The 22,857-nt window shown below is 65.1% G+C and carries 17 protein-coding genes and 1 tRNA gene; 13 read left to right on the top strand and 5 right to left on the bottom strand.

Annotation, left to right across the window (positions count from 1 at the left end):
• The first annotated feature begins 34 nt into the window (after positions 1 to 34).
• On the top strand, positions 35 to 628 hold the full coding sequence (locus BN948_RS02795; protein WP_009517829.1) for a LuxR C-terminal-related transcriptional regulator: 594 nt from the start codon (positions 35 to 37) through the stop codon (positions 626 to 628).
• Between the two features lie 49 nt (positions 629 to 677).
• Here BN948_RS02795 and BN948_RS26020 read toward each other — a convergent pair whose 3' ends face one another.
• The gene (locus BN948_RS26020) at positions 678 to 2,201 is read right to left on the bottom strand and encodes a sensor histidine kinase (RefSeq protein ID WP_009517827.1); all 1,524 of its coding nucleotides are present in this window, start codon (positions 2,199 to 2,201) and stop codon (positions 678 to 680) included.
• Here BN948_RS26020 and BN948_RS02785 point away from each other — a divergent pair.
• Positions 2,202 to 2,293 (top strand) — tRNA-Ser (locus tag BN948_RS02785).
• A 274-nt stretch (positions 2,294 to 2,567) separates the two neighbouring features.
• Positions 2,568 to 3,703, top strand: a protein-coding gene (locus tag BN948_RS02775; RefSeq protein ID WP_411914398.1) for an IS3 family transposase whose coding sequence is annotated in 2 segments (ribosomal slippage) — positions 2,568 to 2,823 and positions 2,823 to 3,703 — 1,137 coding nt in all. Because the reading frame shifts where the segments join, the coding sequence is not laid out codon by codon here.
• 260 nt (positions 3,704 to 3,963) lie between these two features.
• Here the strand turns inward: BN948_RS02775 and BN948_RS02770 are convergent.
• Entirely contained in the window at positions 3,964 to 4,182 is a 219-nt protein-coding gene (locus BN948_RS02770; protein ID WP_035620248.1) for a SlyX family protein, read from the bottom strand.
• 502 nt (positions 4,183 to 4,684) lie between these two features.
• On the opposite strand from BN948_RS02770, the gene BN948_RS02765 reads away from it, so the two are divergent.
• The 7 genes from BN948_RS02765 (at position 4,685) to BN948_RS02735 (ending at position 14,613) form a co-directional block, all read left to right on the top strand.
• Positions 4,685 to 5,677 (top strand): helix-turn-helix transcriptional regulator, encoded by a 993-nt coding sequence (locus BN948_RS02765; protein WP_035620246.1) that lies wholly within the window; start codon positions 4,685 to 4,687, stop codon positions 5,675 to 5,677.
• Positions 5,678 to 5,749: 72 nt separating this feature from the next.
• Positions 5,750 to 6,028, top strand: a complete 279-nt coding sequence (locus tag BN948_RS02760) for a hypothetical protein (RefSeq protein WP_035620242.1) — start codon at positions 5,750 to 5,752, stop codon at positions 6,026 to 6,028.
• An 18-nt stretch (positions 6,029 to 6,046) separates the two neighbouring features.
• The gene (locus BN948_RS02755; protein ID WP_035620241.1) at positions 6,047 to 6,226 is read left to right on the top strand and encodes a hypothetical protein; all 180 of its coding nucleotides are present in this window, start codon (positions 6,047 to 6,049) and stop codon (positions 6,224 to 6,226) included.
• Positions 6,223 to 6,585 (top strand): metal-dependent hydrolase, encoded by a 363-nt coding sequence (locus tag BN948_RS02750; protein ID WP_035620238.1) that lies wholly within the window; start codon positions 6,223 to 6,225, stop codon positions 6,583 to 6,585. Before BN948_RS02755 ends, BN948_RS02750 begins: the two co-directional genes overlap by 4 nt.
• A gap of 178 nt (positions 6,586 to 6,763) precedes the next feature.
• Positions 6,764 to 9,388, top strand: a complete 2,625-nt coding sequence (locus BN948_RS02745) for a PD-(D/E)XK nuclease family protein (RefSeq protein ID WP_156037822.1) — start codon at positions 6,764 to 6,766, stop codon at positions 9,386 to 9,388.
• A complete protein-coding gene (locus BN948_RS02740) occupies positions 9,385 to 12,558 on the top strand; it encodes a UvrD-helicase domain-containing protein (protein ID WP_051755916.1) in 3,174 nt (1,057 codons plus the stop codon). The genes BN948_RS02745 and BN948_RS02740 overlap by 4 nt, the downstream gene beginning before the upstream one ends.
• Positions 12,559 to 12,690: 132 nt before the next feature.
• Entirely contained in the window at positions 12,691 to 14,613 is a 1,923-nt protein-coding gene (locus BN948_RS02735) for a hypothetical protein (RefSeq protein WP_138820094.1), read from the top strand.
• 240 nt (positions 14,614 to 14,853) lie between these two features.
• Here BN948_RS02735 and BN948_RS02730 read toward each other — a convergent pair whose 3' ends face one another.
• On the bottom strand, positions 14,854 to 15,864 hold the full coding sequence (locus BN948_RS02730; protein ID WP_035620232.1) for a hypothetical protein: 1,011 nt from the start codon (positions 15,862 to 15,864) through the stop codon (positions 14,854 to 14,856).
• Positions 15,854 to 17,521: an N-6 DNA methylase gene (locus BN948_RS02725; protein ID WP_035620231.1), complete on the bottom strand. Its 1,668-nt coding sequence runs from the start codon at positions 17,519 to 17,521 to the stop codon at positions 15,854 to 15,856. The genes BN948_RS02730 and BN948_RS02725 overlap by 11 nt, the downstream gene beginning before the upstream one ends.
• Before the next feature lie 105 nt (positions 17,522 to 17,626).
• Between BN948_RS02725 and BN948_RS02720 the strand changes: the two genes are divergently transcribed.
• Genes BN948_RS02720 through BN948_RS02710 form a run of 3 tightly spaced genes read left to right on the top strand, consistent with a single transcriptional unit; the run spans position 17,627 to position 22,237 of the window.
• Positions 17,627 to 19,351 carry an ATP-dependent nuclease gene (locus BN948_RS02720; protein ID WP_035620230.1) on the top strand — a complete coding sequence of 575 codons (1,725 nt, stop codon included), beginning with the start codon at positions 17,627 to 17,629 and terminating at the stop codon, positions 19,349 to 19,351.
• A complete protein-coding gene (locus BN948_RS02715) occupies positions 19,344 to 20,732 on the top strand; it encodes a UvrD-helicase domain-containing protein (protein WP_035620229.1) in 1,389 nt (462 codons plus the stop codon). The genes BN948_RS02720 and BN948_RS02715 overlap by 8 nt, the downstream gene beginning before the upstream one ends.
• A gap of 20 nt (positions 20,733 to 20,752) precedes the next feature.
• Positions 20,753 to 22,237 (top strand): DUF2971 domain-containing protein, encoded by a 1,485-nt coding sequence (locus BN948_RS02710; protein WP_138820092.1) that lies wholly within the window; start codon positions 20,753 to 20,755, stop codon positions 22,235 to 22,237.
• A 286-nt stretch (positions 22,238 to 22,523) separates the two neighbouring features.
• Here BN948_RS02710 and BN948_RS27545 read toward each other — a convergent pair whose 3' ends face one another.
• Positions 22,524 to 22,853, bottom strand: coding sequence for an HNH endonuclease (locus BN948_RS27545; protein WP_156037821.1), 330 nt, complete (start codon positions 22,851 to 22,853; stop codon positions 22,524 to 22,526).
• Positions 22,854 to 22,857 lie beyond the last annotated feature (4 nt).

Genomic DNA, 22,857 nt, shown 5'->3' with positions numbered 1-22,857 from the left:
CCGTTAAACCAATTCATGAATTGCGCATCCTGACATGAGTATTTTTGTCATTGACGATCACCCGCTGATGCGCGAAGCCGTGGTCATGTTGCTGCGCCGCCTGCGCGCATCGACCCAGGTCGTTGAACTGGAGCGCCTGGCTTCGGTGAGCAAGGCCATCGCCGAACACGGCGAACCCGAGCTCGTCTGTCTCGACCTGAAACTGCCCGACACCAATGGCGTGTCCGGCGTGCGCGAAATCCGCCAGATGCTGCCCGACACCTCGCTGATCGTGCTGTCGGCGTCGCCATCGTCCGATTACGAAGATTTGGCCCGTGAGGCCGGCGCCGACGCCTACGTGGAAAAGTCCGCCGGCGCGGCCCAGATCGCCAAGGTGCTGCGTGAATTCCTGGCCGACGAGGTGGAGGACGAAAACGCGCCCACCATCCCCGACAAATTGTCCAAGCGCCAGAAGCAGTTGCTCGTCATGCTCGACCGGGGCCTGTCGAACCGCGACATCGCCGAGCAATTGCAGATCAGCGAGCACACCGTCAAGGTTCACCTGTGGCGCCTGTTCCGCAGGCTCAACGTGAAGAGCCGCTCGCAGGCCAGCCACTTGGCCCGCACCGCCGGCCTGCTGGACCTCTGAGCCCCGCGCCCCGCAGACAAACCGCCGCCTTGAGCGGCGGTTCTGCTTTTCAGGCCTGTACCACGGTGGGTTGCGGCGCGGGCGCGCCTTCCTGCTGCGTGTAGGCCGGCAGCATCACGCGAAACACGCTCCCGCGACTGGCCTCTGACTGGAGCGCGAGTTGGTAGCCCATGAGCGTGGCCAGCTTGGACACGATGGTCAGGCCCAGGCCCAGGCTGTCCTCGGTGCCCTGGTGCTGCGACACGCGGAAGAACTCCTGGAAGATGGCCTGCTGGTGCTCACGCGCGATGCCCACGCCCGTGTCCCAGACCTCGAACACCACCATGTCCTGGCGCCGACGCAGCGCCAGCAGCACGCCACCGCGCGTGGTGTGGCGCAGCGCGTTGGACACCAGGTTGCCCAGGATGCGGCGCAGCACCACCGGGTCGGACCACAGCACGATGGGCTGGGCGCGCGTTCGCAGCCGCAGCTGCTTGCCCGCGGCCACCGGCTCGAACTGCAGCGCGATGTCGGCGAACAGCTTGTGCACCTCCACATGCTGCAGGCGCACCTTGTAGTTGCCGGCGTCGATGCGGGTGAGGTCGAACAGCGAGTCGAACAGCTCGTTGATGGCCCGCGTGGACTGCAGGATGCGCGGCGCGATGTCGCGCGCCATCTCGGGCTCGCTGGCCAGCCAGTCGGCGTACAGGCTCAGCGCGTGCACGGGTTGGCGCAGGTCATGCGCGGCCGAGGCCAGGAAGCGGTTCTTGGTGGACACGGCGCGCAGCGAGGCGCGCGTCTGCAGCGTGAGCGAATCGATCAGCTCCTGGTTGGAAAACTGCAGCTCGAAGCTGGAGCGGTAGACCTGGTGCAGCCGTACGCCCGCCAGCTGCAGCAGCGCCCAGAACACCGCCAGCACCGCGAACAGGGCCGTGGTCTGCAGCAGGTCGGTCTGGTCGAAGTGGAAAGCCGAGGCCAGCACCAGGCCCACGAGCGCCGACAACGACAGGGCATTGGTGTAGCTGCGGTAGATGGGCCGGTAGGCGCTGTATGCCGCAAGCGTGACCAGGCCTTGCCCCACCACCAGCAGCGCGCAGACGAACTGCGTGATGAAGCTGGACTGCAGATAGCTCAAGGCCACCGGGCCACCCCACAGCAGGCCGATGGCGGGCCAGGTCCAGCCGTAGCGCTGGACGAAGGCCTGTCGCTGGGGGCCATCGACACTGTCGTAGCGCAGCCGGTAGATGCCGATGAGCTGCAAGCGCAGCACCAGCGCCACCAGCATCGCGGCCGTCCAGAGCACCAGGGCCCACGTGGGCACCTCGCCGGCCATCAGGTACACCAGGATGGGCATCGACAGGGCGCCCAGCAGCAACGTAGACCCGAGGTTGTCCATCATCACGCCGATGAGCTGGGACTGGACCCAGGCGTCGCGCACTTCTGGCGCTGCCGGGACGTGCTGATGGGTGGCGGGCTGGGTGTCGACGAGCATGGCGGCGGCGTTGGGGTCGCGCGATTGTGCACCGGCCGCCCAGCCGGCGGTGGCGCGGGCTTCCCCGGGTTTGCCGCCTGCTAGAATCGCGGGCTTCGACACGGAGAGATGGCAGAGTGGTCGAATGCACCGGATTCGAAATCCGGCGTACAGGTTCTCCTGTACCGAGGGTTCGAATCCCTCTCTCTCCGCCAGCGAGTCTGAGGCCCCTGCAGTGCAGGGGCTTTTTTGTTGGCTGAACGCGAGGCGGGGCGCGGGATTTCAGCCTGCTGCAATGTCCTTTTGGATCTCAGAGATACCGCCAGCAGCTCTCTCGGCCCTGCTTGAGAGCAGACATCTCTCTGAGCTGTGGTTTCGCCGATACACATAACGGCGTAGATGCACTGGATCGCTGACCTTGACCTGCCCCCACCAGCCGTACCAGTCTGAAGTTCGTGAAGTCCGTCAACCACCAGGAGAATGACGGACATGAAGAAGAGCAGATTCAGCGAGGAACAGATCATCGGGTTCCTGCGGCAGGCCGAGGCCGGCATGCCGATCAAGGAGCTGTGCCGCAACGGTGGCTTCAGCGATGCCACCTTCTACAAGTGGCGCGCCAAGTTCGGCGGCATGCAGGTCTCTGAAGCCCAGCGCCTGCGCGAGCTCGAGTCCGAGAACGCCAAGCTCAAGCGGCTGCTGGCAGAAGCGCACCTGGACATGCACGCGCTCAAGAGCGTTCTGGGGGTAAAGCGCTAGCCCCACAGGCCCGGCGCGAGGCGGTGACGCGGATGGTGAGCGAGCACCATTTGTCCGAACGCCGTGCGTGCCGGCTTGTGGGGCTCTCCCGCGACAGCTACCGCCATCCACCACAGCCCGACCAGGCCACGCTGGATCTGCACGAGAAGATCGTGGAGATCGCACACGTGCGTCGGCGCTTTGGCTATCGGCGCATCCATGACCTGCTGCGCCCGCAGTTTCCTGGCGTCAATCACAAGCGCGTGTACCGCCTGTACCGGCAAGCCAACCTGGCCGTGCGCCGGCGCAAGAAGAGCAAGCGACCCGTCAACGAGCGCATGCCGCTGCAACTGGCGCGCACGGTCAACGAAGTGTGGAGCATGGACTTTGTGAGCGACAGCCTCTCGGGCGGGCGGCGACTGAAGTACCTCACGGTGGCCGATGACTTCAGCCACGAGAGCGTGGACATCGTGGTGGACTTCGGCATCTCGGGTGAGTACGTCACGCGCGTGCTGGACCGCGCTGCGCTGTTTCGCGGGTATCCCCAGGTGGTTCGCACCGACAACGGGCCGGAGTTCACCAGCCGGGCGTTCATGGCCTGGGCGCAGGCACACGGCATCCGCCACATCCTCATCCAGCCTGGGCGACCCATGCAGAACGGCTACATCGAGAGCTTCAATGGCAAGTTCCGCGACGAGCATCTGAACGAGTGCTGGTTCCAGACCTTGCACCAGGCCAGGGTGGCCGCAGCCGCATGGCGCACGGACTACAACGAGGTCAGGCCACACAGCAGCCTGGGGCGCATGCCACCGGCTCGCTTCGCCGAGCTGCATCGCCAGCGCGCTGGCGATGCAGCTCAACTCCCATCAACCCCCAACACCATCGATTAACCTTCGCCCCGGACTTCCACTTCTGATTGGTACGTCTACAGGGGGCAGGTCAACCTCAGCGCAGGCGTCATATTGCCTCGCCCCACGGCATGCTTCTCGAGCGGCAGCCGTGCAGCGAGAGCCGTCAGAGGCGGCTGCTTCAGCAGCGACCGAACTCTGACATCAAGCGGTCGTTCAGCGTGTGCAACGGCGACTAACTTGAACGGCCTAGAGCGCCCACGGATCGCCTACAAGACCGTATTTGCGGGCTCCTGGCTTGCTCAGTAGTGCGGCGGCAGTTCGTCGCGCAGACTGCGAAAGACGGGGGCGCCGTCAGCCGTGGGCATCTGGTTGCGCAGCGTGGAGAGCTCAGCGGTAAGGCGGTTGATCTGGGCCTGCTGGCGCGCGACGATCTCGTTGAGCGTGTCCAGCAGGTCTTCGGCGAAGCTCGCCTTGATCTCGAGATCGGTGAGGCGGGCATCGGCGTCGGTGGGTTCCATCGGCAGTATTGTCTCGCGTCACGCGGTTAGCCAACGCGTTAGGAGGCTTGGGCGGAGCTTCAGAGAATGGCAACCTCCTGGGTCGTTGCCCGGGCCTGTTCTGCTGGATTTGGGTCCCACACAGCCTCGGCCGATTGCGGAAGTCTATCCATCGCCTCCATGGGGCGCCAAGCGCCCACGTGGGGGCGACGCGACGTCAAACATTCACTGGCCCGAGGCGAACGTGGCAATGGCATAGGTCAGACTGGAGATGGGAGTTGCGGTCTACATCGACCCAGAGCAAATGAAAGCAGAGAGCGTCGACGTGACTAGCGCTGAAAGCCTGTGATGGACACAGAGCTTCGGATTGACAATTGGTGCTACCGCGTTTCGGCGGCCTGCCAAAGTGTTCGACGGTGGAGGCATCCCGGCTCTCTCGACCGAATTAGTCACCGCGCTTGGTATATCCACTGAACGAGAGCCAGCCCTAACGAGGCGGCTCAAAAAAAAAGGGGAGCATCGCATGTCCAAGGTCAGCATCGAGCGCATCACCAAAATCGTGCGCATCATCCGAAAGCGTCGGGCTGCGCCGATGGCCTTCCTGATGAATGAACTGGAGGTCTCTCAGGCATCGGTAAAGCGCGACCTGGATTTCCTCCGTGACCGCTTGGGATGCCCCCTGGAATGGGACCGCAAGAAGCGCGGCTGGGTCATCCGGGACGACCTTGCCGAGGGCGGCCGGTTCGAGCTGCCTGGCGTTTGGTTCGACTCATCAGAAGTGTTCGCGCTGCTCACCATGCTCCACTTGGTTGAGGGCGTCCAGCCCGGCCTCCTCGAAGAGCACGTTGGCCCCCTGAAGACGCGTCTTCGCAGCATGCTCGCGGAAGGTACCAAGTCCGCCCGACCCATCGAGCGCAAGCTCCGACTGATTCACTTCGCGCCGCGAAAAGTCGAGCCTAAGCACTTTCAGACGATTGCTGGAGCGCTTTTGTCAGGCAAGCGCCTTCGCCTGCAGTACTGGAACCGCGACCGTAAAGAGTCGTCGGACCGGGAAATTTCTCCCCAGCAGCTCGTCCACTACCGCGAGAACTGGATTCTCGATGCCTGGTGCCATGAGAAGAATGCGTTGCGCTCCTTCGCGCTGGAATCAATCAAATCCGTGCAGGTTCTGGCCGAGCACGCGCTCGAGGTCGGCCAGCAAGAGATGCAGGAGCACTTCCGCAGCGGCTACGGCATCTTCGCCGGCGCCGCCAAGCACCGTGCACGCCTGAAGTTCACGCCGGAACGTGCGCAGTGGGTCGAAAAGGAGACCTGGCACCACAACCAGACCAGCGAGCGACTCGACGACGGCAGCTACGTCCTGGAAGTGCCCTACTCCAACGACCAAGAGCTGGTCATGGACCTGCTGCGCCACAGCCCGGAGGTTGAAGTGCTCGGCCCACTCGAGCTGCGGGAGCGGCTGCACACGGCCTTGTGCGCCGCAGCATCAAAAAATCGCCCAACCGCAGTTCAGTAGGTCATTCTTTGAGCTAGTGCCCTCGCAAGAATGCCTTCCATGCTTGGGTTAGGTCCAAGCAAGGAGTGCACGATGCGAATCAATCTTGCCCACCTGCGCGAGCGCGCCGCCAGCGGCGGCTGGGTCAACTTTGCGGTCTTCGACGCCCGCTCAGCGTCCGGCTCGCAAAGCGACAACGCCCGCCTGCTTGCCCAGCTGACCGCCCAGGCACGCGCCTCGAACCTGCGGGTCGAGCAGTCCGCCCTGGTGTTCTCCTCCGGCGGACGCACGCAGTTCTTCGGCAGTCCTCCGCTGGTGGACTACCTCTCGCGGAACGGCCTCCCCGGCTGGACTCACACCATCGACGCCTGAAGCGAAAGGAACCTGAACATGGCCAAGAACGCCCCCATCGGTGACAACGCCCGCCGCGGTGCCGTCCGCGACCGCTCCCAAGCCTTCAACCCGACCACCCAGACCTGGACCAAGCGCGACGCCGGCAACGGCCAGTTCATGGACCAGAAGAAGGATGGTGAGCCGTTCAAAGGCGTGCGCAAGGAGCACAAGAAGTGAACGGGCCGGCCCACCAGCTTGTTGCCGGCTTCGCCACCGGCGTGTTCATTGCCGAGCAAGAGCGCCAGGCTGGCCTCCAAACGGCCCAGCCACTGCTGGCAGGCACAGCTGCCGCCTTCCTGACCAAGTTGCCGGACATCCTGGAGCCGGCAACGTCGCCGAACCACCGCCAGTTCTTCCACAGCGTCGCGTTCGCCGGCCTCCTCTGCCTTGCATTCAAGGAGCTCGACAAGTGGCAGCCCGAATCCGCAAGCGGCGACTTCCTGAAGGCGCTCGGCCAAGTGGCAATTCCAGCCTACCTGATTCATCTCTTTCTGGATTCGTTGACGGCAAAGTCGCTCCCGCTGATTGGCCGGTAGCGAAAAGCTGACGACGCCGGACGAGTCGTCCCCGAAATTGATGAGGCTCAAGCTCCTGTTTTTCTATGCCGTTCTGGGTTGTGGCGAAAGCTGACGCTACCCTTGTCGAATTCGAGCAGGTGGCCAAGAAGCAATTGAACGCTTGCACTCGTTTGCCTTCAGGGGAGTCAACTTCAGCATGCACGTCACCTTCGGCCTGTTCCTGGACGCCCGCCAGGGCCCGTCACCGACGAACTTCTTCAACAGCCCTCTTGTCGGTCGGCTGGGCTTCCTCTCCCTGCTGGAAACCTACCTTGCCTTGTCGGCACCCGAGGCCTCGTTCGCGAAGCGAGTAGCGGTCTACTCCGGCCTCCTTCGCGCCCACGACAATGGCTCCCGCTTCTACAGCGAGTCTCTGCAGGCAGACAGCATCGGTACCGCCGCACGCCTCCTGGCCTGGCGAGACGAGTGGCGCCTCGGCGGCTGGGACGGCAGTGCGAAGCCAACGCATCCAGCGCGGATTCAGGAGCTTTCCGCCATCGAGACGGCCGCCGCCGGCAAGCTGCCGCCCGGGGAGGCCGAGCGTTTGCACCTGGTATTGCAGGCCCTTCGCGAGTCCGGACCTGGCCCCATCAAGTCGGTTCACCTCGTTGACCCGCCCGAAGACTTCCCTCTCCTTTGGCGGCAAGTGCTCGACCTCCTGCCTGCCGTTGAGGTCCGTCTCCCCGAACCACAGGGCACAGGGCATCTCCGCGCGGTGCAGGAGCAGGCGCTGGCCGTTCTGGCCGGCCACCCGGCTGGCAAGTTGGGCGCGCCGCCCGACGGCAGTATCCTGTTGGTGCACGCCCTCGCGGCCACAACCGCCGCGCACTGGCTGAGCGCCCATAACTCGTACGAGCCGGGCGACCGGCTGGTCCTTGCCGAGGACGCCGGAGATGGCCTCGACGTGTCCCTGTCCGCAACTGGCGGGGTCAACTGTGGGTTCGAACACCCGAGCCAGCTCCGTCCTGCCCTTCAGGCACTGCCTCTTGCCCTCGAGCTGTGCTGGACGCCCCTCGACATCAACCGGCTGCTGGACTTCCTCACCCACCCGGTCGGCCCGTTCAGCCGCCGCGCGAGGAGCACCCTCGCCCGCGCCGTGTCTAGACAGCCCGGGATTGGCGGGGAGGCATGGACTGCAGCCAAGGCCAAGCTCGCGACGGGAGAGGACGCCCAGGAAGTCGCCGAAGAAATCGCCTTCTGGCTCGAATCCGAGCGCTGGACGCGCAACAACGGAGTGCCCGTCGACGCACTCATCGCCCGGGTTGACCGACTGAAAGAAGCGATGCGGCGGCGCCTCACGGGTGAGTCCGCTGATGTGCCGAGTTTCCTGGCTGCGCATCGCCAGTGCGCAGCCGTCCAGGACGCGCTGACCGAATTCGCCAGCCAGGGTCTGGCGACGGTGCTGCCTCGGCAAGTCGAGCAGCTGGTCGCGCACGCCACGCCTGCAGGGGCGACTAACCCTGCCGCGGTTTCGCATGTCGGCTGCATGCGTTCTGCCAGCACCCCAGCCGCCTGTGTCGAGGCCGCCGACGAAGTGGTCTGGTGGATGCCGTCCACCCCCACCCTGCCGTCGCCGCTTCCTTGGTCGCAATCCGAAGTGGAATCTCTGACCCAGCTTGGTGTCCAGCTGCGAGACCCGGCACGCGAGCTGGTTTCGCTGGCCGCGCAGTGGCTTCGCCCGCTGCTTGGAGCGCGCAAGCGCTTTGTCCTCGTCTGCCCGCCCCCTGGCGCCGAGGTGCATCCGATTCGTCTGCTGCTCAAGAAGCTGCTGCCCGCAATCGAGAACACCGCCTTCGACCTTGATACAGCGATAGGTTCCACTCTCATCGCGTCCACTGCCGCAGCACTGGCACCGCAGCCTTTGCCGACGCCACCTCGACTCGTCCAACTCCCGCAGCCCGTACAGCTCGGTGACTCTGCGCAGTCGTTCACCACGCTCAACGAACTCTTCAACGACCCTGCCCTTTTCGTGCTGAAGCGAGTGGCGGGCCTGGAGCCCCCCTCGGTCCTGACCGTGGAGGAGGACAACCGCCTGCTCGGCATCCTTGCGCACCGTGTGTTCGAGAAACTCTTCGAGCACGCCGCCGCACTGACTTGGTCGAACCCCGATGCTGTCATATGGTTCCGCGCCGAGGCCGAATCGCTCCTGCAGACAGAAGGCGCCGTCCTGCTGATGCAGGGCGCGGGCGTCAGCCAGCAGCACTTCCGAAAGGTCTGCGAGGGCGCCATATGCAGCCTGCTCGACCATCTGCGGTCGGCCGGGGCCACTCAAGCTCAGACCGAGGTAGCGTTCTCCGGAACCCTGGGTGCAGTACCGCTGGTCGGTAAGATTGACCTGCTGGTCACGCTCGGTGACAAGCGAACCGTCGCCCTCGACATGAAGTGGCGGAGCGACAACTACTACGCTGGGCTGCTTCGCTCGGGCGAGCACCTGCAACTCGCGCTCTACTCCAGCCTCGTCGAGCAAAAGAACGGGGCCGCACCCACCGCGCTCGGCTACTTCATCTTGGAGAGCGGTGCGCTCTACATCACAGCAGCAGACATCTTCCCGAAGGCGCAGGTCAGGCGGCCGCCAGAAGGGGTAACCGTCGCCACCCTGCTGGACCAGGCACGCGCGACTTGGAACTGGCGTAAGCAACAGCTGGACGCCGGGGTCATCGATGTAGTTCCGGTAGACCCGCCAGATGACTTCAAGGGGCCCGACGGAACGCTTCCGGTAAAAGGCCCCAACAGCCGCTTCGACGGCGACCACCTCGTCTTGCTCGGAGGCTGGGAACAATGAACAACATCGAGTTCATCAGCGCAGGCGCTGGCAGCGGCAAGACCTACAAACTGACTGAGACCCTCGCCCAAGCGCTCGAGTCCGGTGCGGCACGCCCTCACGCCATCCTGGCCACAACCTTTACGGTGAAGGCCGCCACCGAGCTGCGCGAGCGCGCCCGTTCCTGGCTTCTTGAGAAGGGACGCATCGACCTGGCCACCGCCATCGGCCAAGCCCGCCTGGGCACTGTCAACAGCGTTTGCGGCCAGATGCTCAAGCGGTTCTGCTTCGAGCTGGGCCTGTCGCCCGACCAGACCGTCTTGGGTGAAGGCCAATCCAAGCGACTGCTCAAAGCCACCCTGGCCGAGGCCATGGACGCCGCCGCGCAAGCGGAACTGGTGGGGCTGACCGAGCGGTTCGGAATCGAGCAAGCGGACTGGTCCAAGACCGTCGAGGCCGTCGTCAAGGCCGCGCTCGACAATGACATCACGCCTGCGGCGCTTCGCGCGATGGGCGCGCAGAACGCGGACGCGATGCTTGCGAACTGGCCTGCTCCGAGTACAGGCCCAGACCCCACCGCAGCGCTGAGCGCCGCGCTTAGCAAGGCGCACCAGGAAGTTGCCGCTTTTGTCGAGCAGCGAATGGCTGCAGGCGAACAAGTGCCCCAGAACCTTTCAAAGGGCCTGGACGCACTGCAGAAGCTGGACCGCGCATTCCGTGAGGCCCGCTGGTGCTGGCCCGACTGGATAGGCGCGGCAGGTATCGACGCTGGCGCCAAGGTCAAGAACATCTTGGAGCCAGTCAAGGCCGCCGCTCAAGCCCACGAGTCTCACCCCGCCTTTCATGCCGAGGTCCGCCGGTACCTGGACCTGGTGTTCAACCTGGTCGCGGACGTCCTCGACGCCTACGAGCAGGCCAAGAAGGCCCTGGGCGCCGTTGACTTCAGCGACCAGGAGGTTCTGCTGCTGCGGGCGTTGAGGACAAAGCCCAGCGTCCGCGAAGCCCTGGCGGCCGAGCTGGACCTCATCATGGTCGACGAGTTCCAGGACACCAGCCCCCTTCAGTTGGCGCTCTTCGTGGAGTTGGCCAAGCTAGCCAAGCGGTCAGTGTGGGTCGGCGACCCCAAGCAGGCCATCTACGGGTTCCGCGGCACGGACGCGAGCCTCATCGCTGGCGTCCTGGGCGCCATCAAGGATTGGGGTGGAACCATTGGGAAGGCCCTCGACACCTCCAGGCGTTCCGTCGAGGGGCTCGTTGCGCTTACCAACGGCGTGTTCGGGTCTGCGTTCGAGCCCGACCTGACTCCAGCGCAGGTTCAGCTGCAACCGCTGCGAAAGGACATCCCGGACCAGGCAGCACTCCTGAACTGGAACTTCGAGAGCAGCCGAAACGACTTGGACTACCTGGGCCTTGGACAAGCCGTCCGCGAACTGCTGGCTTCAGGCGTCAAGGTCGAGGACAAGGACACCGAGCAGCTGCGACCGATTCAGGCTGGCGATGTCGGGGTGCTGTGCCGCTACAACGAGCAGGTCGGGTTTGCCGTCACATCGCTCACCCGCTGGGGCATCCCTTCAGCCAGCCCACGTTCCGGCCTGTTGGGGACTGCCGAGGCCATCTACGTGATGGCATGCCTGCGGCGCCTGAACGACCCGACTGACACGGTCGCGACGGCGCTGGTTCTCACCCTGGCCGAAGGCATTCCGGTCGAAACATGGCTTCAAGACCGGCTGCAGCACCTTGCCACCGATGGAGCCAAATCTCATGAGTGGAAGACGACCGGCGACAACGCCCATCCACTGCTGGCCCGATTGGAGGAGCTGCGCCCAATACTCAACGCCTTGACACCACAGGAGGCGCTGCGACTTGCCGCTGCTGAGTCCCAGGTCGCGCGCCTGGTCGGCCAATGGTCGGCCTCTCCCCACGAGAGCCGCAACCGCCTGGCCAACGTCGAAGCGCTGGTCGAGTTCGGTAAGACTTTCGAAGACGAGTGCGTTGCCGCGAAGCGACCAGCAACCGTCAGCGGCATGCTTCGCTGGCTGGACGAACTCGCCAGCGCAGATGACGACAACCGGGCGACATCGGCAGACAACTCGGTCACGGTCCTGACCTACCACGGTGCCAAGGGCTTGGAGTGGCCCGTCGTCGTGCTGACAAGCCTCGATGCGACGGCGCGCAGTTCACTCTGGGGCGTCCGCGCCAGGACGGTCGGCGCTTTCGACCCGCAGCAGCCGCTGGCCAACCGCTTCGTCCACTGCTGGTTGAAAACCTGGGGCAAGCGGTCCCAGCCCCAGGCAGCCCTCAACGCCGAGGCCAGCGCCACTGGTCAAGCCATGCAGGCCGAAGCCCTGGCGGAGAACAAGCGCCTGCTCTATGTCGGCCTGACCCGAGCACGCGACATGAACGTAGCCGTGTCCTTCGTTCGGTCGCGAGGACCTGGGCGTGCCTGGGTTGGCGAGATTCAAGGCGCAACCGAGCTATTGTTCGGCGACTCGGGCGCCGTGGCGCTTCCTTGCGGCCGGCAGCTCTCCCGCCTGACAAAGTCGTGGAGCAAGGACGACTGCGCTGACGAGCCACCGGCCAAGGCGCCCGAGACATGCCACTGGTTCGCCCCGCGGCCACGGATGCAAGGCGAACCACTGTGGCATCGTCCAAGCGCCGCCTCGGGCGGGGCCTTCAAGGTCGCTGAGACAGACACCGTCGGTGTGCGGCTGAGCCTGGCGGGCAAGCCCGACATGGCGTCGCTGGGCACGGCGCTCCACCTGTGCATCGCGCGCGCCGGAGTGCTTGGCGGCGTTTCAGCCCCGGAAGTCGAACGCATCTTGAAGACCTGGGCCGTTGCTCACTGCGTGGACAAGGATGCCGTTTGCGCCCAGGTCGCTGCATTCCAGGCGTGGATTGGCGCTCGCTGGCCCGGTTGCCCGGTCCATGTCGAAGTTCCCGTGGAGGCCGATGGCCCGAACGGGACCCGCATCCGTGGCCGCATCGACTTGCTGGTCGAAGCGCACGACGGGTGGGTCCTCCTGGACCACAAGTCGAACCCCGGTGGGGCTGCCCGAGACGAGGACTTGGTGGCTGAGCATGGTCCTCAGCTCGAGTCCTACGGCCACGCCCTCCTAGCCGCGACCGGCAAGCCCGTGAGGCAGCGGTGGCTCTACCTGCCGGTGGCTGCACGAGCCGTTCGCTTGGCTTGACGGTCCCGTACAGAGCTACTTGCTATCCCGCCTTTGTGGACTGCAACCTACCTCTGATTTGACCAGCCTATGAGCAGTGACCGAGCTGCGTTCTGGAGCATTCAGCCGGGAAGTCCCAATCCCAGGCAGCAGTTGAGCGAGCTCGTCCTGGCGTGGGGGAAGGACATTCACACCGGAGAGGCACGGTACATCTTCGAGCTCGATGAAAAGCATCGCGGCTCGAGATGCGACTGTGTTTGCTACTGCTGCAGCGAGCCGCTGACGGCCGTGAATGCCGCCAAAACTGAGTGGAGAAAGCGGCCGCACTTCAGGCACCCCGATGGTACTGACCGGCACTCCTGCCTCGTGCTGACGGCCCGCGCGGCAGCGCTCGAGCTACTAGAGAAACAAGGCCGCGTTGTCCTCCCGGCTCGGCGCGTATCTGCCCAGGTTGTCGGGTTGAGCGGTGCCGCGTACTCCGCATGGATTTCTCAGCCGGCGGAAGCGGTGAACATACGGAGCTTCAAGCCACTTGACCAAGTACGCGCCCTGTTGACGCTCGAGGACGGCAGGACTGTCGTCGTTCAGCTCACGGGTTCCCTATCTGAAGAACTCGACGGCGCCTTACATCCTGTCGTCCAGGTCGTGATGGACGACCCCGCCCTGGCCGCGCTAAACCCCAACGAGCTCAAGGGGCGACTGCACCTCTTGGTGGAGGCCGGGAGTTGGCATGGGCAGCACTGGTCGGACGCCTCCCTGGCCGAGCAAGCGCATGCGCTCGCCACCGCAAAGGCTGTTGCCGCTCTGGACTGGCTTCCTGACGAAGCGTTGCAGGACCATGGACCAGCGGCAGGCAGGGAGTCGTTGCTGCATTGGCTCACGAAGGACGTCCTCAGACGAGAAGAGCGTCTGCGCGTACCGGAACTTATCCTTCGAGAGCATCTTGGCGGCACCGGCTCAAAGCTGCACCTTGACGTCGCTCGACGCAGCGAAAGCCTGCTCGAGCTCTCGAACGTTCGACTGGAGAAGAAGGTCGGGCAGATACGCCCCGACCTCATCGCTCAGTTTGTCGACCCCGCAGATGGCGCGCAGGGAACGTTGCTCGTAGAGGTCACGGTCACCAACGCAATTTCACCCGAACGGCTTGACCGAATCCGCGCGGAAGGCTTTGCCGCCCTAGAAATCAATGTCGGGAGTCTCGGGGGAACACTGTCCCGAGCCGAGTTCACAGCTTTGGTGGTGCACGAACTGGCCGCGAAGCGGTGGCTGGCCCATCCTTGGCTCGACGAAAAAGCTGCTGCGAGAGCAGCGCAGCTGGAGCTAAGGCTTCAAGCTGATGAGCAGGAACTCGCACGACTGCGTCGCGAGTACTTGGCGGCTGTGAAGAGTCTCGCTGCGTTTCGCGCCGAGGACGCCCAAACCCAAGAAGCCAGGCAACTCCAGGAGTCGACGCGTGAGCTCATCTCTGAGCTTGGGAAAGAGCTTGCGTCGTACGGGGTGACACATGGAGATGACCCAGTCCTCTACGCGTGGCAAGGAAGCATCCTTGACCGTCTGCTGTCGATTCAAGAGAACACGGCGGTGGGCTACCGCGTGGAGACGCTGTGGCAGGTATTGAACACAGCCCTTGTCGAGAAGGCAGAGGACAAGCTTTGTTGGCACACCCTCTACCTCACGGCGCTCAGGGCATACGACCCGACCCTGGAACCCCAGCACCGTGCGCGCGTCACCCAGTGGCGCGAGAAGGTTCTGCAAGACCTTGAAGGCTGCAGTCAGCGGGGTGTCGAGTCGGTGTACAGGCGAAGCCGACGTTTCGACCCGCTCCTGGGTTTTCTCTTCCCTGAGATGCGGGAGCTACTGGCTCGCCCCCTGCCTGGCGAGGCGACAGGCAGAGGGCCTGGTCAAGCACCCTCACAACCTCGAGACGGAAACCGGAGACCGACGGGCAGTAGTCCGCCGATGCACTGGAGTCGCGAGCCAGACTGGCTAAAGGGCCCAGCGCTCGAGGACTGGAAACGAAAGAACCCTGAGGCGGCAGTGGCCTGGGAGGACTGGCTCAAGTGCAGAACACGCTGATGCCGCCCGACTTTCGCTGCCCATGAAACGTGTCTCGACCATTGACGTAACGTTGCACAGCGAGGCGAGCCGAGGGGATCTTCCAGAAGACCGCCCGCGTGATCACCCTTTGTTTGTTTGCCAGCACCCGCGCAAGGCGCCCCTCGACTCCGGACATCGCCGAATCTCCTGCGGGAGTGGAAAGCCCCGCCTGGATGCCAATGCTAGCCAGAGTCAACGAAGTGACGTGTCCCGCGTTCCTCAGAGCTGCGCGGGTTCCGCGCGGCGCTTGCGCGCGGCCTTGTGCATGGTCACCGGCGTCGCGCTAAGCACGCGGTCGACCATGGCCGCGAGGAAGCGGCCCGGATTGAGCTCCTCGGGCGTCGCATCCAGGCGAATCTTCACTTTGGGCAACCGGGCGATGGTCTTCTCCACATCCCCGTCGGCCGCGGGCACCACGTCGTCTTGCGGCTCGACGCCAGGTTCCTCCGGGATTCCGTCCTCGCCCTCTTCGCCGTCGTCCACCACTGCGGCGCCGGAATACTCCATGAGAACGAGGCCGGTCGCGTGATAGGCGTCGTCCTCTTGGCCAAGCTTCGCCAGCAAGTCGAAGAGCCACTCCGCGGTGCCCGGCTCCTCCACCAAGGCGCTCGCGCTCAATCCGAACACGAAGCCGAGGGCCGCCTGCGGATGCCGGAGGCGCAGGTTCTTGGCGTCACCATACGATTCCTCGACGCGGTTCGGCGCGTTCTTCCCGAACGACGAATCCATGCGCTTGGTGGAGATCAGGAGCTCGGGGCCCGTCGACCAGTCCGTGATGATGACGTCGACCTGTTTGAGGTAGTTCTTCCCCAAGATCTTGGCGCTCGCGGACGTCACGCCGGTGATGGCGCCTTCCTTCTTGATCAATTCGCGGATCGCCGCCGCGTCTTTCTTGGGCAGCGCCTCGAGCAGATTGGCCACCGAGGCGGGAAGAATTCTTGGATGCTGCGGCCGCGGCCAAGTCTGGTCCGCGCCGAAGCCAGCGCGTCGAAGCTCGTAGCTAAGCCAGACATCGAGAGCCAAAGCCGGTACGCCGGATTGCGTGTTGGCTTTCAGCCAAAGCGGCACGCCCAACAACTGGCACAGCGTGTCGTAGTCGGGCTGATAGGCGCGCTTGCCGTCGGCGCTTCTAGACCACGGGTTGGTGTGCTCGCCGCCGGGCGCCGCGCGCTCGACGATCCGATCGAAAAGGGCCCACGCCTTCGCTTTCGCGGTCTTCTCACCTGCCACCGATCGCCCTCGCCTCTCTTCTGTTCGCCAGCAGCTCGCGGGCCGCTCGCATCCGTTCGACCTGCTCGCGGGACGCGATCCGGCCGTCGACGAGAAGCGCTCCGTCGACGAGCTCCACCGCGGCCATCAAGTTGCCATCGCGCAGCGCCTGCGCGACGCGCTTTCTCACCGCGCGCAGGGCCGGGGCCCGCGCGCGCGCAAGCGTCGCCGAGGGGACGGCCCAGAGATCCGCCTCCTTCGGTTCGAGCTTTAGGATGCCGCCGCCGTAGGCGCGACCCACCATCTCCGCGTGCAGCAAGGTCGCCGAATTCAGGCTCGCCAAGGGCAGCAACTCCCGGCCGAACTGCCGCGCGTCGTCCTTGAAGTAGACGCCGTGAACCGAGTTGAGGTGGTAGGCGTCGGCCTCGTTGGCCACCAGCCGCGGCGTGTCGGCGTTCATGCAGGTGAGGAGCAGGTCCGCCGGTCGCACGAGCGGGACGCGATACCAAACCTTGCGAACCCTGCACTTGTAGGCCGTGTCGACGCCGGTGCGGTGGCCGTCGGCGATGTAAGCCTCAGCCTCCTTCGAGGGCTTGGCGCGAGGGTAGAACAGCAGGGTCGACTGGCCGTCGCGGCCTAGGTCCGCCAAGAGCTCCGAGGTGAGCGCGAGTCCGCGCAGATGCGAGCTTCCCGGAGGCGACAGCGGCAAAAGCTCCGAGGCTTTCAGTCCGAGCTCCTTGGCGCGCGCTGGCGAGACGGCGAAATACTTGTTGTTGCCGGTGACGATCCCGAGGGTCGTGTCTCCCCAATGCTCCAACGGCGCGAAGTGGCCGCCGCGCGTGAGTGCGGCCAAGCCGTCGAGAGCTCCTTGGTCGACTAGGCTGCCCGTCCACTTCCCGGCGGGGTCGGCCGGCGTCCAAGCCGAGCCTTCTTCCAAGGTCGCGAGGCTTTCCGCGTTCTTCGCTTGGCGGATGACCGCGTGGCCCGCCGGACCTTCGCCATGGCCGTCGGCGAGCAGCAGCACGACGTCCGCCTCGGCCTCGGGAAAGACTTGCCGCGCGAAGAGCACAAGCTGCACCGCCTTGAACCGCTCGAAGAGGAACTGGCGCACCGGAGCCGCGTAGTTGACCGAGAGGAGCTCCGCGGGCAAGACGAGCCCTAGGCGCCCGCCGCGCTTCAAGAACAGCGCGGAGTGGACGGTGAAGGCGGCCCAGCTCGAGGCGAGGCCGGTCAACGCGACGCCTCCTCGAAGCGCAGCCTGGCGCGATTTCGCGCGGGCTTCCCCGGAGAAGCTTTGATAGCGGATGTAGGGCGGGTTTCCGATCACCGCGTCGTAGACGGGCTCGGGAGCCACGTCGAAGAAGTCGCTTTGGCGCACGCGCGCCTTGCCGCCTGCTTCGCGCACGCGCTGGCGAGCGACTCTCGCGCTGTGCGCGTGGATCTCCACTCCGTCGACTTCGGGCTCCGTCCCCTTCCCGCGGCGTAGTTTCGCCAGTCGCTCGACGGCGGCGACTAGGAAGGCGGCGTCGCCGGCCGACGGCTCCAGGACTCGGTCCGAGCCGGACTTGATCGCCCATTTCGCGACGAATTCGGTGATTCCGTCCGGCGTGAAGAACGCGCCGCGCTCTTTGCGCAACTTCGGCGTGTCGTCAGGGTGAATCAAGATCGTCGAAGCCACCGCGGCATTCTAGATGCGCTCGCCCATCCGCCAAGATGTGGAAGGGGACAGCGATGTTCATCGCATACCATCTGGACGCGCATCGAAGGCGTTGAAGGGGACGGGATGCAGATACGGCACCTCCGGGTGGAGAACTTCCGTGGGACGGCGACCCTGGACTGGGCGCCAGGCGACCCTTTCTGCTGCCTGATCGGCCCCGGCGACGCCGGCAAATCGACAGTGCTCGACGCGGTCGAGGCCGCCCTCTCCTCCCGCTGGCTGTTTTTCGGCGAGCACGACTTCATCGGCGGAGACACGGCCAAGACCATCCTGATCGAAGTCACCGTCGGCGAGCTGTCCAAGGCCCTCAAATCGGACGAGCGATTCGGTCTCTACATCCGGGGCTGGACGACTGCCGGCGAGTTGCGCGACGAGCCCGAAGGGGACGACGAGCCGGTGCTGACGGTGCGGCTCACAGTGGACGCCACGCTCGAGCCCGTTTGGCAGATCGTGTGCGACCGCGCCGACGAGCCTCGGACGATCTCGAACCGCGACCGCGCGCTGTTCGGCCTGGTCCGTCTGGCCGGCGACGACGCGCGCCACCTCGCCTGGGGTCAAGGCTCCATCCTCTCGCGCCTGACGGGCGACTCGGAGGAGGCCGCAGCCAGGCTAGCGGGAGCCTACAAGGCCGCCCGCGACAGCGCGAATCTCTCCGAGATCCAGGCGCTCGCCAACGCGGCCAGCGCGGCCGAACGCTTCGCCAAGAGTCTGGGCGCCTACGTCGAACGGGGCTACGGACCCGGCCTGGAGCTTGGTCGCGGGGGAGTCTCGACCGGATCGATCGCGCTCCACGACGGAGGCGTGCCGCTCCGCCTGGCGGGCCTGGGCTCGCGCCGACTGGCCACTCTGGCCATCCAGAAGTCGGCCATCACCGAGGGCGCGATCGTCCTGGTCGACGAGATCGAGCATGGGTTGGAGCCGCACCGGGTGATGGGTGCGATCTCACAGCTGCGCGGCGACCAGGCCCGGGCCGGCGCGGAAGGCAAGCCGAAGGGGCAGATCCTGCTCACCACCCACTCCGAAGTCGCTCTGGGCGAATCCGGCGCCGCGAACCTGAGGGTGTGCCGCACGAGCCGGCCGGAGCGCGTCACCACGATCGTGAAGCCCGGCGCCCCCGACCCCGTACGCGCCTTGATGCGGCACGCGCCTCGCGCGCTGTTCTCCCGCCGAATCTTGGTCAGCGAGGGCATGACGGAGGTGGGAGTGCTCAACGGCGTTCGGGAGTTCTGGCCGCCGCTGCATGGAGGTCTGCCCATCGAGCACGTCGGAGGCTTCATCGCAGACGGAAACGGGGCCGAAGCGCCCCCCATCGCGCTGGGCCTGCGCGGCCTCGGCTACGAGGTGGCGGTCTACCGCGACTCGGACACCGCCCTCGCCGCTGACGTGGCGGGGCGATTCGCAGCGGCCGGAATCCTCGTGATCGAATACGGCGGAGGCCTCGACGTTGAGCACGCGATCATCTCGGAGGCGGACGACGCCCAGATGCAGCGGCTGATCGAACACCTGCGAGCCGAGCGCGGCGAGGGCAAGATCAACGACAACCTCCGAGTGGCGCTGGGGCTCGACCCAGCGGAGATTGTCCTGGGCTTCGACGCTTGGGAGCTGTTTTCGCCACACGACGCGGCCGAAATCCGCCAGCGGATCGCCGACATCTGCGTGGAGCGCCGCTGGCTCAAAGATCAGCGGATCGCTCGCGGAGCGGGACCCATCGCCTGGGACGTCGCCAGGTCGCGGCCCGAGTCGCCCATCGCCCGAAGCTTCGACGCGGCCCGGACCTGGCTCCATGCCTGAGGCAGAGGATCTCCTGCGGGTCGATCGCGGCGCCGTCGTCGCGCCAGCGGGTCACGGAAAGACCGAATTGATCGCCAAGGTGGCGGCGCTCGGTCGGCGCACGCTCGTGCTCACCCACACCAACGCCGGCATCCAGGCGATCCGCGCTCGCTTGAAGCGCCTGCGGGTGCCGCAGTCGTCCGTCGCGGTCGACACCATTTCAGGATGGTCGTTGCGGTACGCACACGGGTTTCCCGGCATCGCCCGCCCCCCCGAGGACATGCCCCAAGGCGCGCAGTGGGACGACGTGCACCGCGGCGTGTTGGCCGCGCTCGGCGTGCCGGCTGTGCGCCAAGTGGTCGAGGCCTCCTACGACCGCATCCTGATCGACGAATACCAGGACTGCAACGGACCGCAGCACGAGCTCGCCACGACACTCTCGAGTGTCGCTCCTACCCTCGTGTTCGGCGACCCGATGCAGGGCATTTTCGAGTTCGCGGGGGCGACGCTGAGCTGGGATGGCGAGATCCACCACCAGTTTCCTCTCGTGGGAGAGCTTGAGACGCCGCACCGCTGGCGGGATAAGAACCCCGAGCTGGGCGAGTGGATCATGGACGCGCGCCGCCGTCTCATGCTCGGAGACCGTGTCGAGTTCGGAGGGCCGGTGAGCTACCGCCAGGCCGTCAATGCTTTCGACATGGGGGCGCTCTTCGAGAGCATCGAAGGGCGGGAAGGCACGGTCGCCGCTATCCACTGCAACAAACGCATCTGCTACGGGGTCGCCGCGGCCGCGCGCGGCGGCTACCAGGCGATCGAGGAGATGGCCGCCAGGACCATGACGGACTTCGCGGGGCGCTGGGACTCATCCCCGGAAGCGCCCCGCAGGCTGGCGGCTATCCGTTGGCTGTTCTCCGAGTCCTTCGCCGTGCAGAAGCTCGCCGAAGGCGAGGCTCCTCCCGCGGAGGAGGCGCCGGTGAACGAAGCGATCCAATCCGCCGCCGCGGCGATGGCGGAGGACGGGCCGCGCGCCGCGCTGGAAATTCTGACCCTCAGTCGAAAGCTTCCCAGGTGGCGGCTCCATCGCCAGGAGCTGTTGCGGGACGTGGAGCGCGCAATCTCGGAGGTGGCCGCGAACCGATGCGAGACGATGTTGGAGGCGACCGCGCGCGTCCGCGACCGCGCAAGCGTCGTTGGCCGCAAGCTACCTCGCCGAACGGTCTCCACCCCGCTGCTGCTCAAAGGCCTCGAGTTCGACCATGTAGTAGTGCCCGACGCGACTCATTTCGGTGGCGAGCGCAACGCGCAGGCGAAGCTGTTCTACGTGGCCATCTCGCGCCCCACCCGTTCGCTCACCATCACCGGGACGCAGGATTTCGTGCAACTCCCCGCGCCCCGACTTTGACGGCGCGCCCACCGAGCTCCATGACGACAAAAGATTCAGTCGCCGCTCCGATCTCGTCGGGCTCCCGCCCCGAGCCGCGCTTGCTCTATCGCTTTCGCCCGCTTCGCCGGCTGCTCGACTCCGGCGAGTTGGAGCGCCAAGAGATCTACTTCGCGTCGCCGTCAGAACTAAACGATCCCATGGAGGGATTCCGGGACTTGTATTGGAGCGGCGATCGCATCGTGTGGGAGAACCTGTTTAAGCACTACCTGCGTTGTCTAAACTGGGCCCTCACCCTCTACCGGCTCGGGGGCGAGGAGCAGCCTTTGACCTGGGAGAACATTCCGGTCAACGGACCCCACCCGGGAGAGGCCGGAAGCCCGCAGCTGGAAGAGATGGTCGACGGCATGTGCGCCGACTTCTTGGGAGAGCCCACCGTCTCGCGGCTGATCGATTCGCTGGATGGTCGGCGGACACCGACCCGCCGCGACGAGCTCCGAGGCTACATCCGCTCGCTGCATCCTCTCGGACTAGGGGTCGTGTTCCGCCACCACGAGGTGCATAAGCTGTGCCCCCCTGATTCGGGCGCGCGCGAGATGTTGGCTCGGGCGAAGGAGACCCTTCCGAACCTGGATCTCATGATCCAAACGCTTCGCGGAATTTCGGACGACCGCTCCGAAGACTTGTTGCGCGAGCTGTTCGCACTGTTCGGGGACGTTTCAAGCCAGGTGGGGCTGGCGTCGCTGGTGAGCCACGGCGAGGGCAACTACGCGCCGAACAAGGACTTCCTCGTCCGCGCCTTCGGAGAGGAGTTCGTCGACCAGCTCGAGCGGCTTGTCTATCCGAACTGGCGCGTGGCGTGCTTCCTGTCCGATTGCCGCGACTCGTCGCTATGGGGAAGCTATGGGGACAGTCACGCCGGCGTCTGTCTCGTGTTCAAGCCCGACGAGCGCGGCGGCGAGATGCAGCTTCCGCTCACGCAGATCACTGGCTTCGATTCTCGCGGCCCCACCAGAGGCAAGGTGGCGCAGCAGTTCCACGCCGTTAGGTATTCGAACAAGTTCGCGCCCGTGGATTTCTTTCGCTCCATCGGCAACCTTCCCGTGGGCGTGCTCTATAAGCGCTGGCACTCGAACGTCGCCGGAGACCGAAGCGTCTGCGCATCTGACTATGGCGATCAATGGCGCGATGAGTATTGGCGAGGGTTCTACCCAGGGGCGACCACAAAGCTGGCCGACTGGGAGCGAGAGCGCGAGCACCGGCTGCTCTTGACCGGCTCGCTAGCGGGCTTCTCAGACGTCGACAGCCGCAAGGCGACATACGACTTCTCGAATCTTCACGGGCTGATCTTCGGAATGAAGACGCCGACGGCGAAGAAGTTGGAGATCTACCGGATCATCGAGCGCAAGTGCGCGGCCTCCGGGAGGACCGAATTCAGGTTCTATGAGGCCTTTTACTCAGAACGTCGCGGCTCCATCGATCATCGCGAGCTCAATCTGTTGAGAATGAAATTTCCGTTGACCTAACGCTCCCTCATCCGCCTACCATGTCTGCTTGTAGCGGCCGCAAGTGGATATCCTGATCGGATCAGGTTGGGCGCGCAATTCGGCAACGTGGACACTGCGACGGATGAGGGCAGCTTTCGGCCATTCGCGCTCACCCGCCGTGCCTGTCGGCCAATGACCGGCAGTCGACGACTGCTGTCATTCGCCCGGCCCGTCCTGATCGCCCCCCAGTCTAGAGCGGACTTGATTCTCACACGCGCCGTTGCTCCGCTGCTACGCAAAAGGCGACGCTTCACTCGCAGTGGCTCTAGGCAAGGCGAAAGCCGTACCGCTTCCGGTGAGATTCAAGGAACGGGATATGAGGAGGCATGAACCGCACTGAAGCCAGCTCTGGGAGACGAAGAGCAACTCGATCCGATTGGCTCAGCTGCTCACTGACAATCACGCGTCCGTCATCAGCGAAAGAGATCAAGCCGCAGTCAAACGCCGCATCCCAGTGTGCGGCAAGCAGAATGCCGTTGTGCGGGCTAAGTCGTTCTTCGTTCGTCGAGTCGGCCCATCGCTTGATGTGCGAGGCGCGTAAGAGCTTTGGGTTTGATAATCCACTCAACGGGCATCGACCACCCCAACTCTCCATGAGG

The organism is Hydrogenophaga intermedia (genome assembly GCF_000723405.1).
GTDB classification, from domain to species: Bacteria; Pseudomonadota; Gammaproteobacteria; order Burkholderiales; family Burkholderiaceae_C; genus Hydrogenophaga; species Hydrogenophaga intermedia.
Note: the sequence above shows the minus strand (reverse complement) of the source record. Positions and strands in the feature narration are given on the sequence as shown.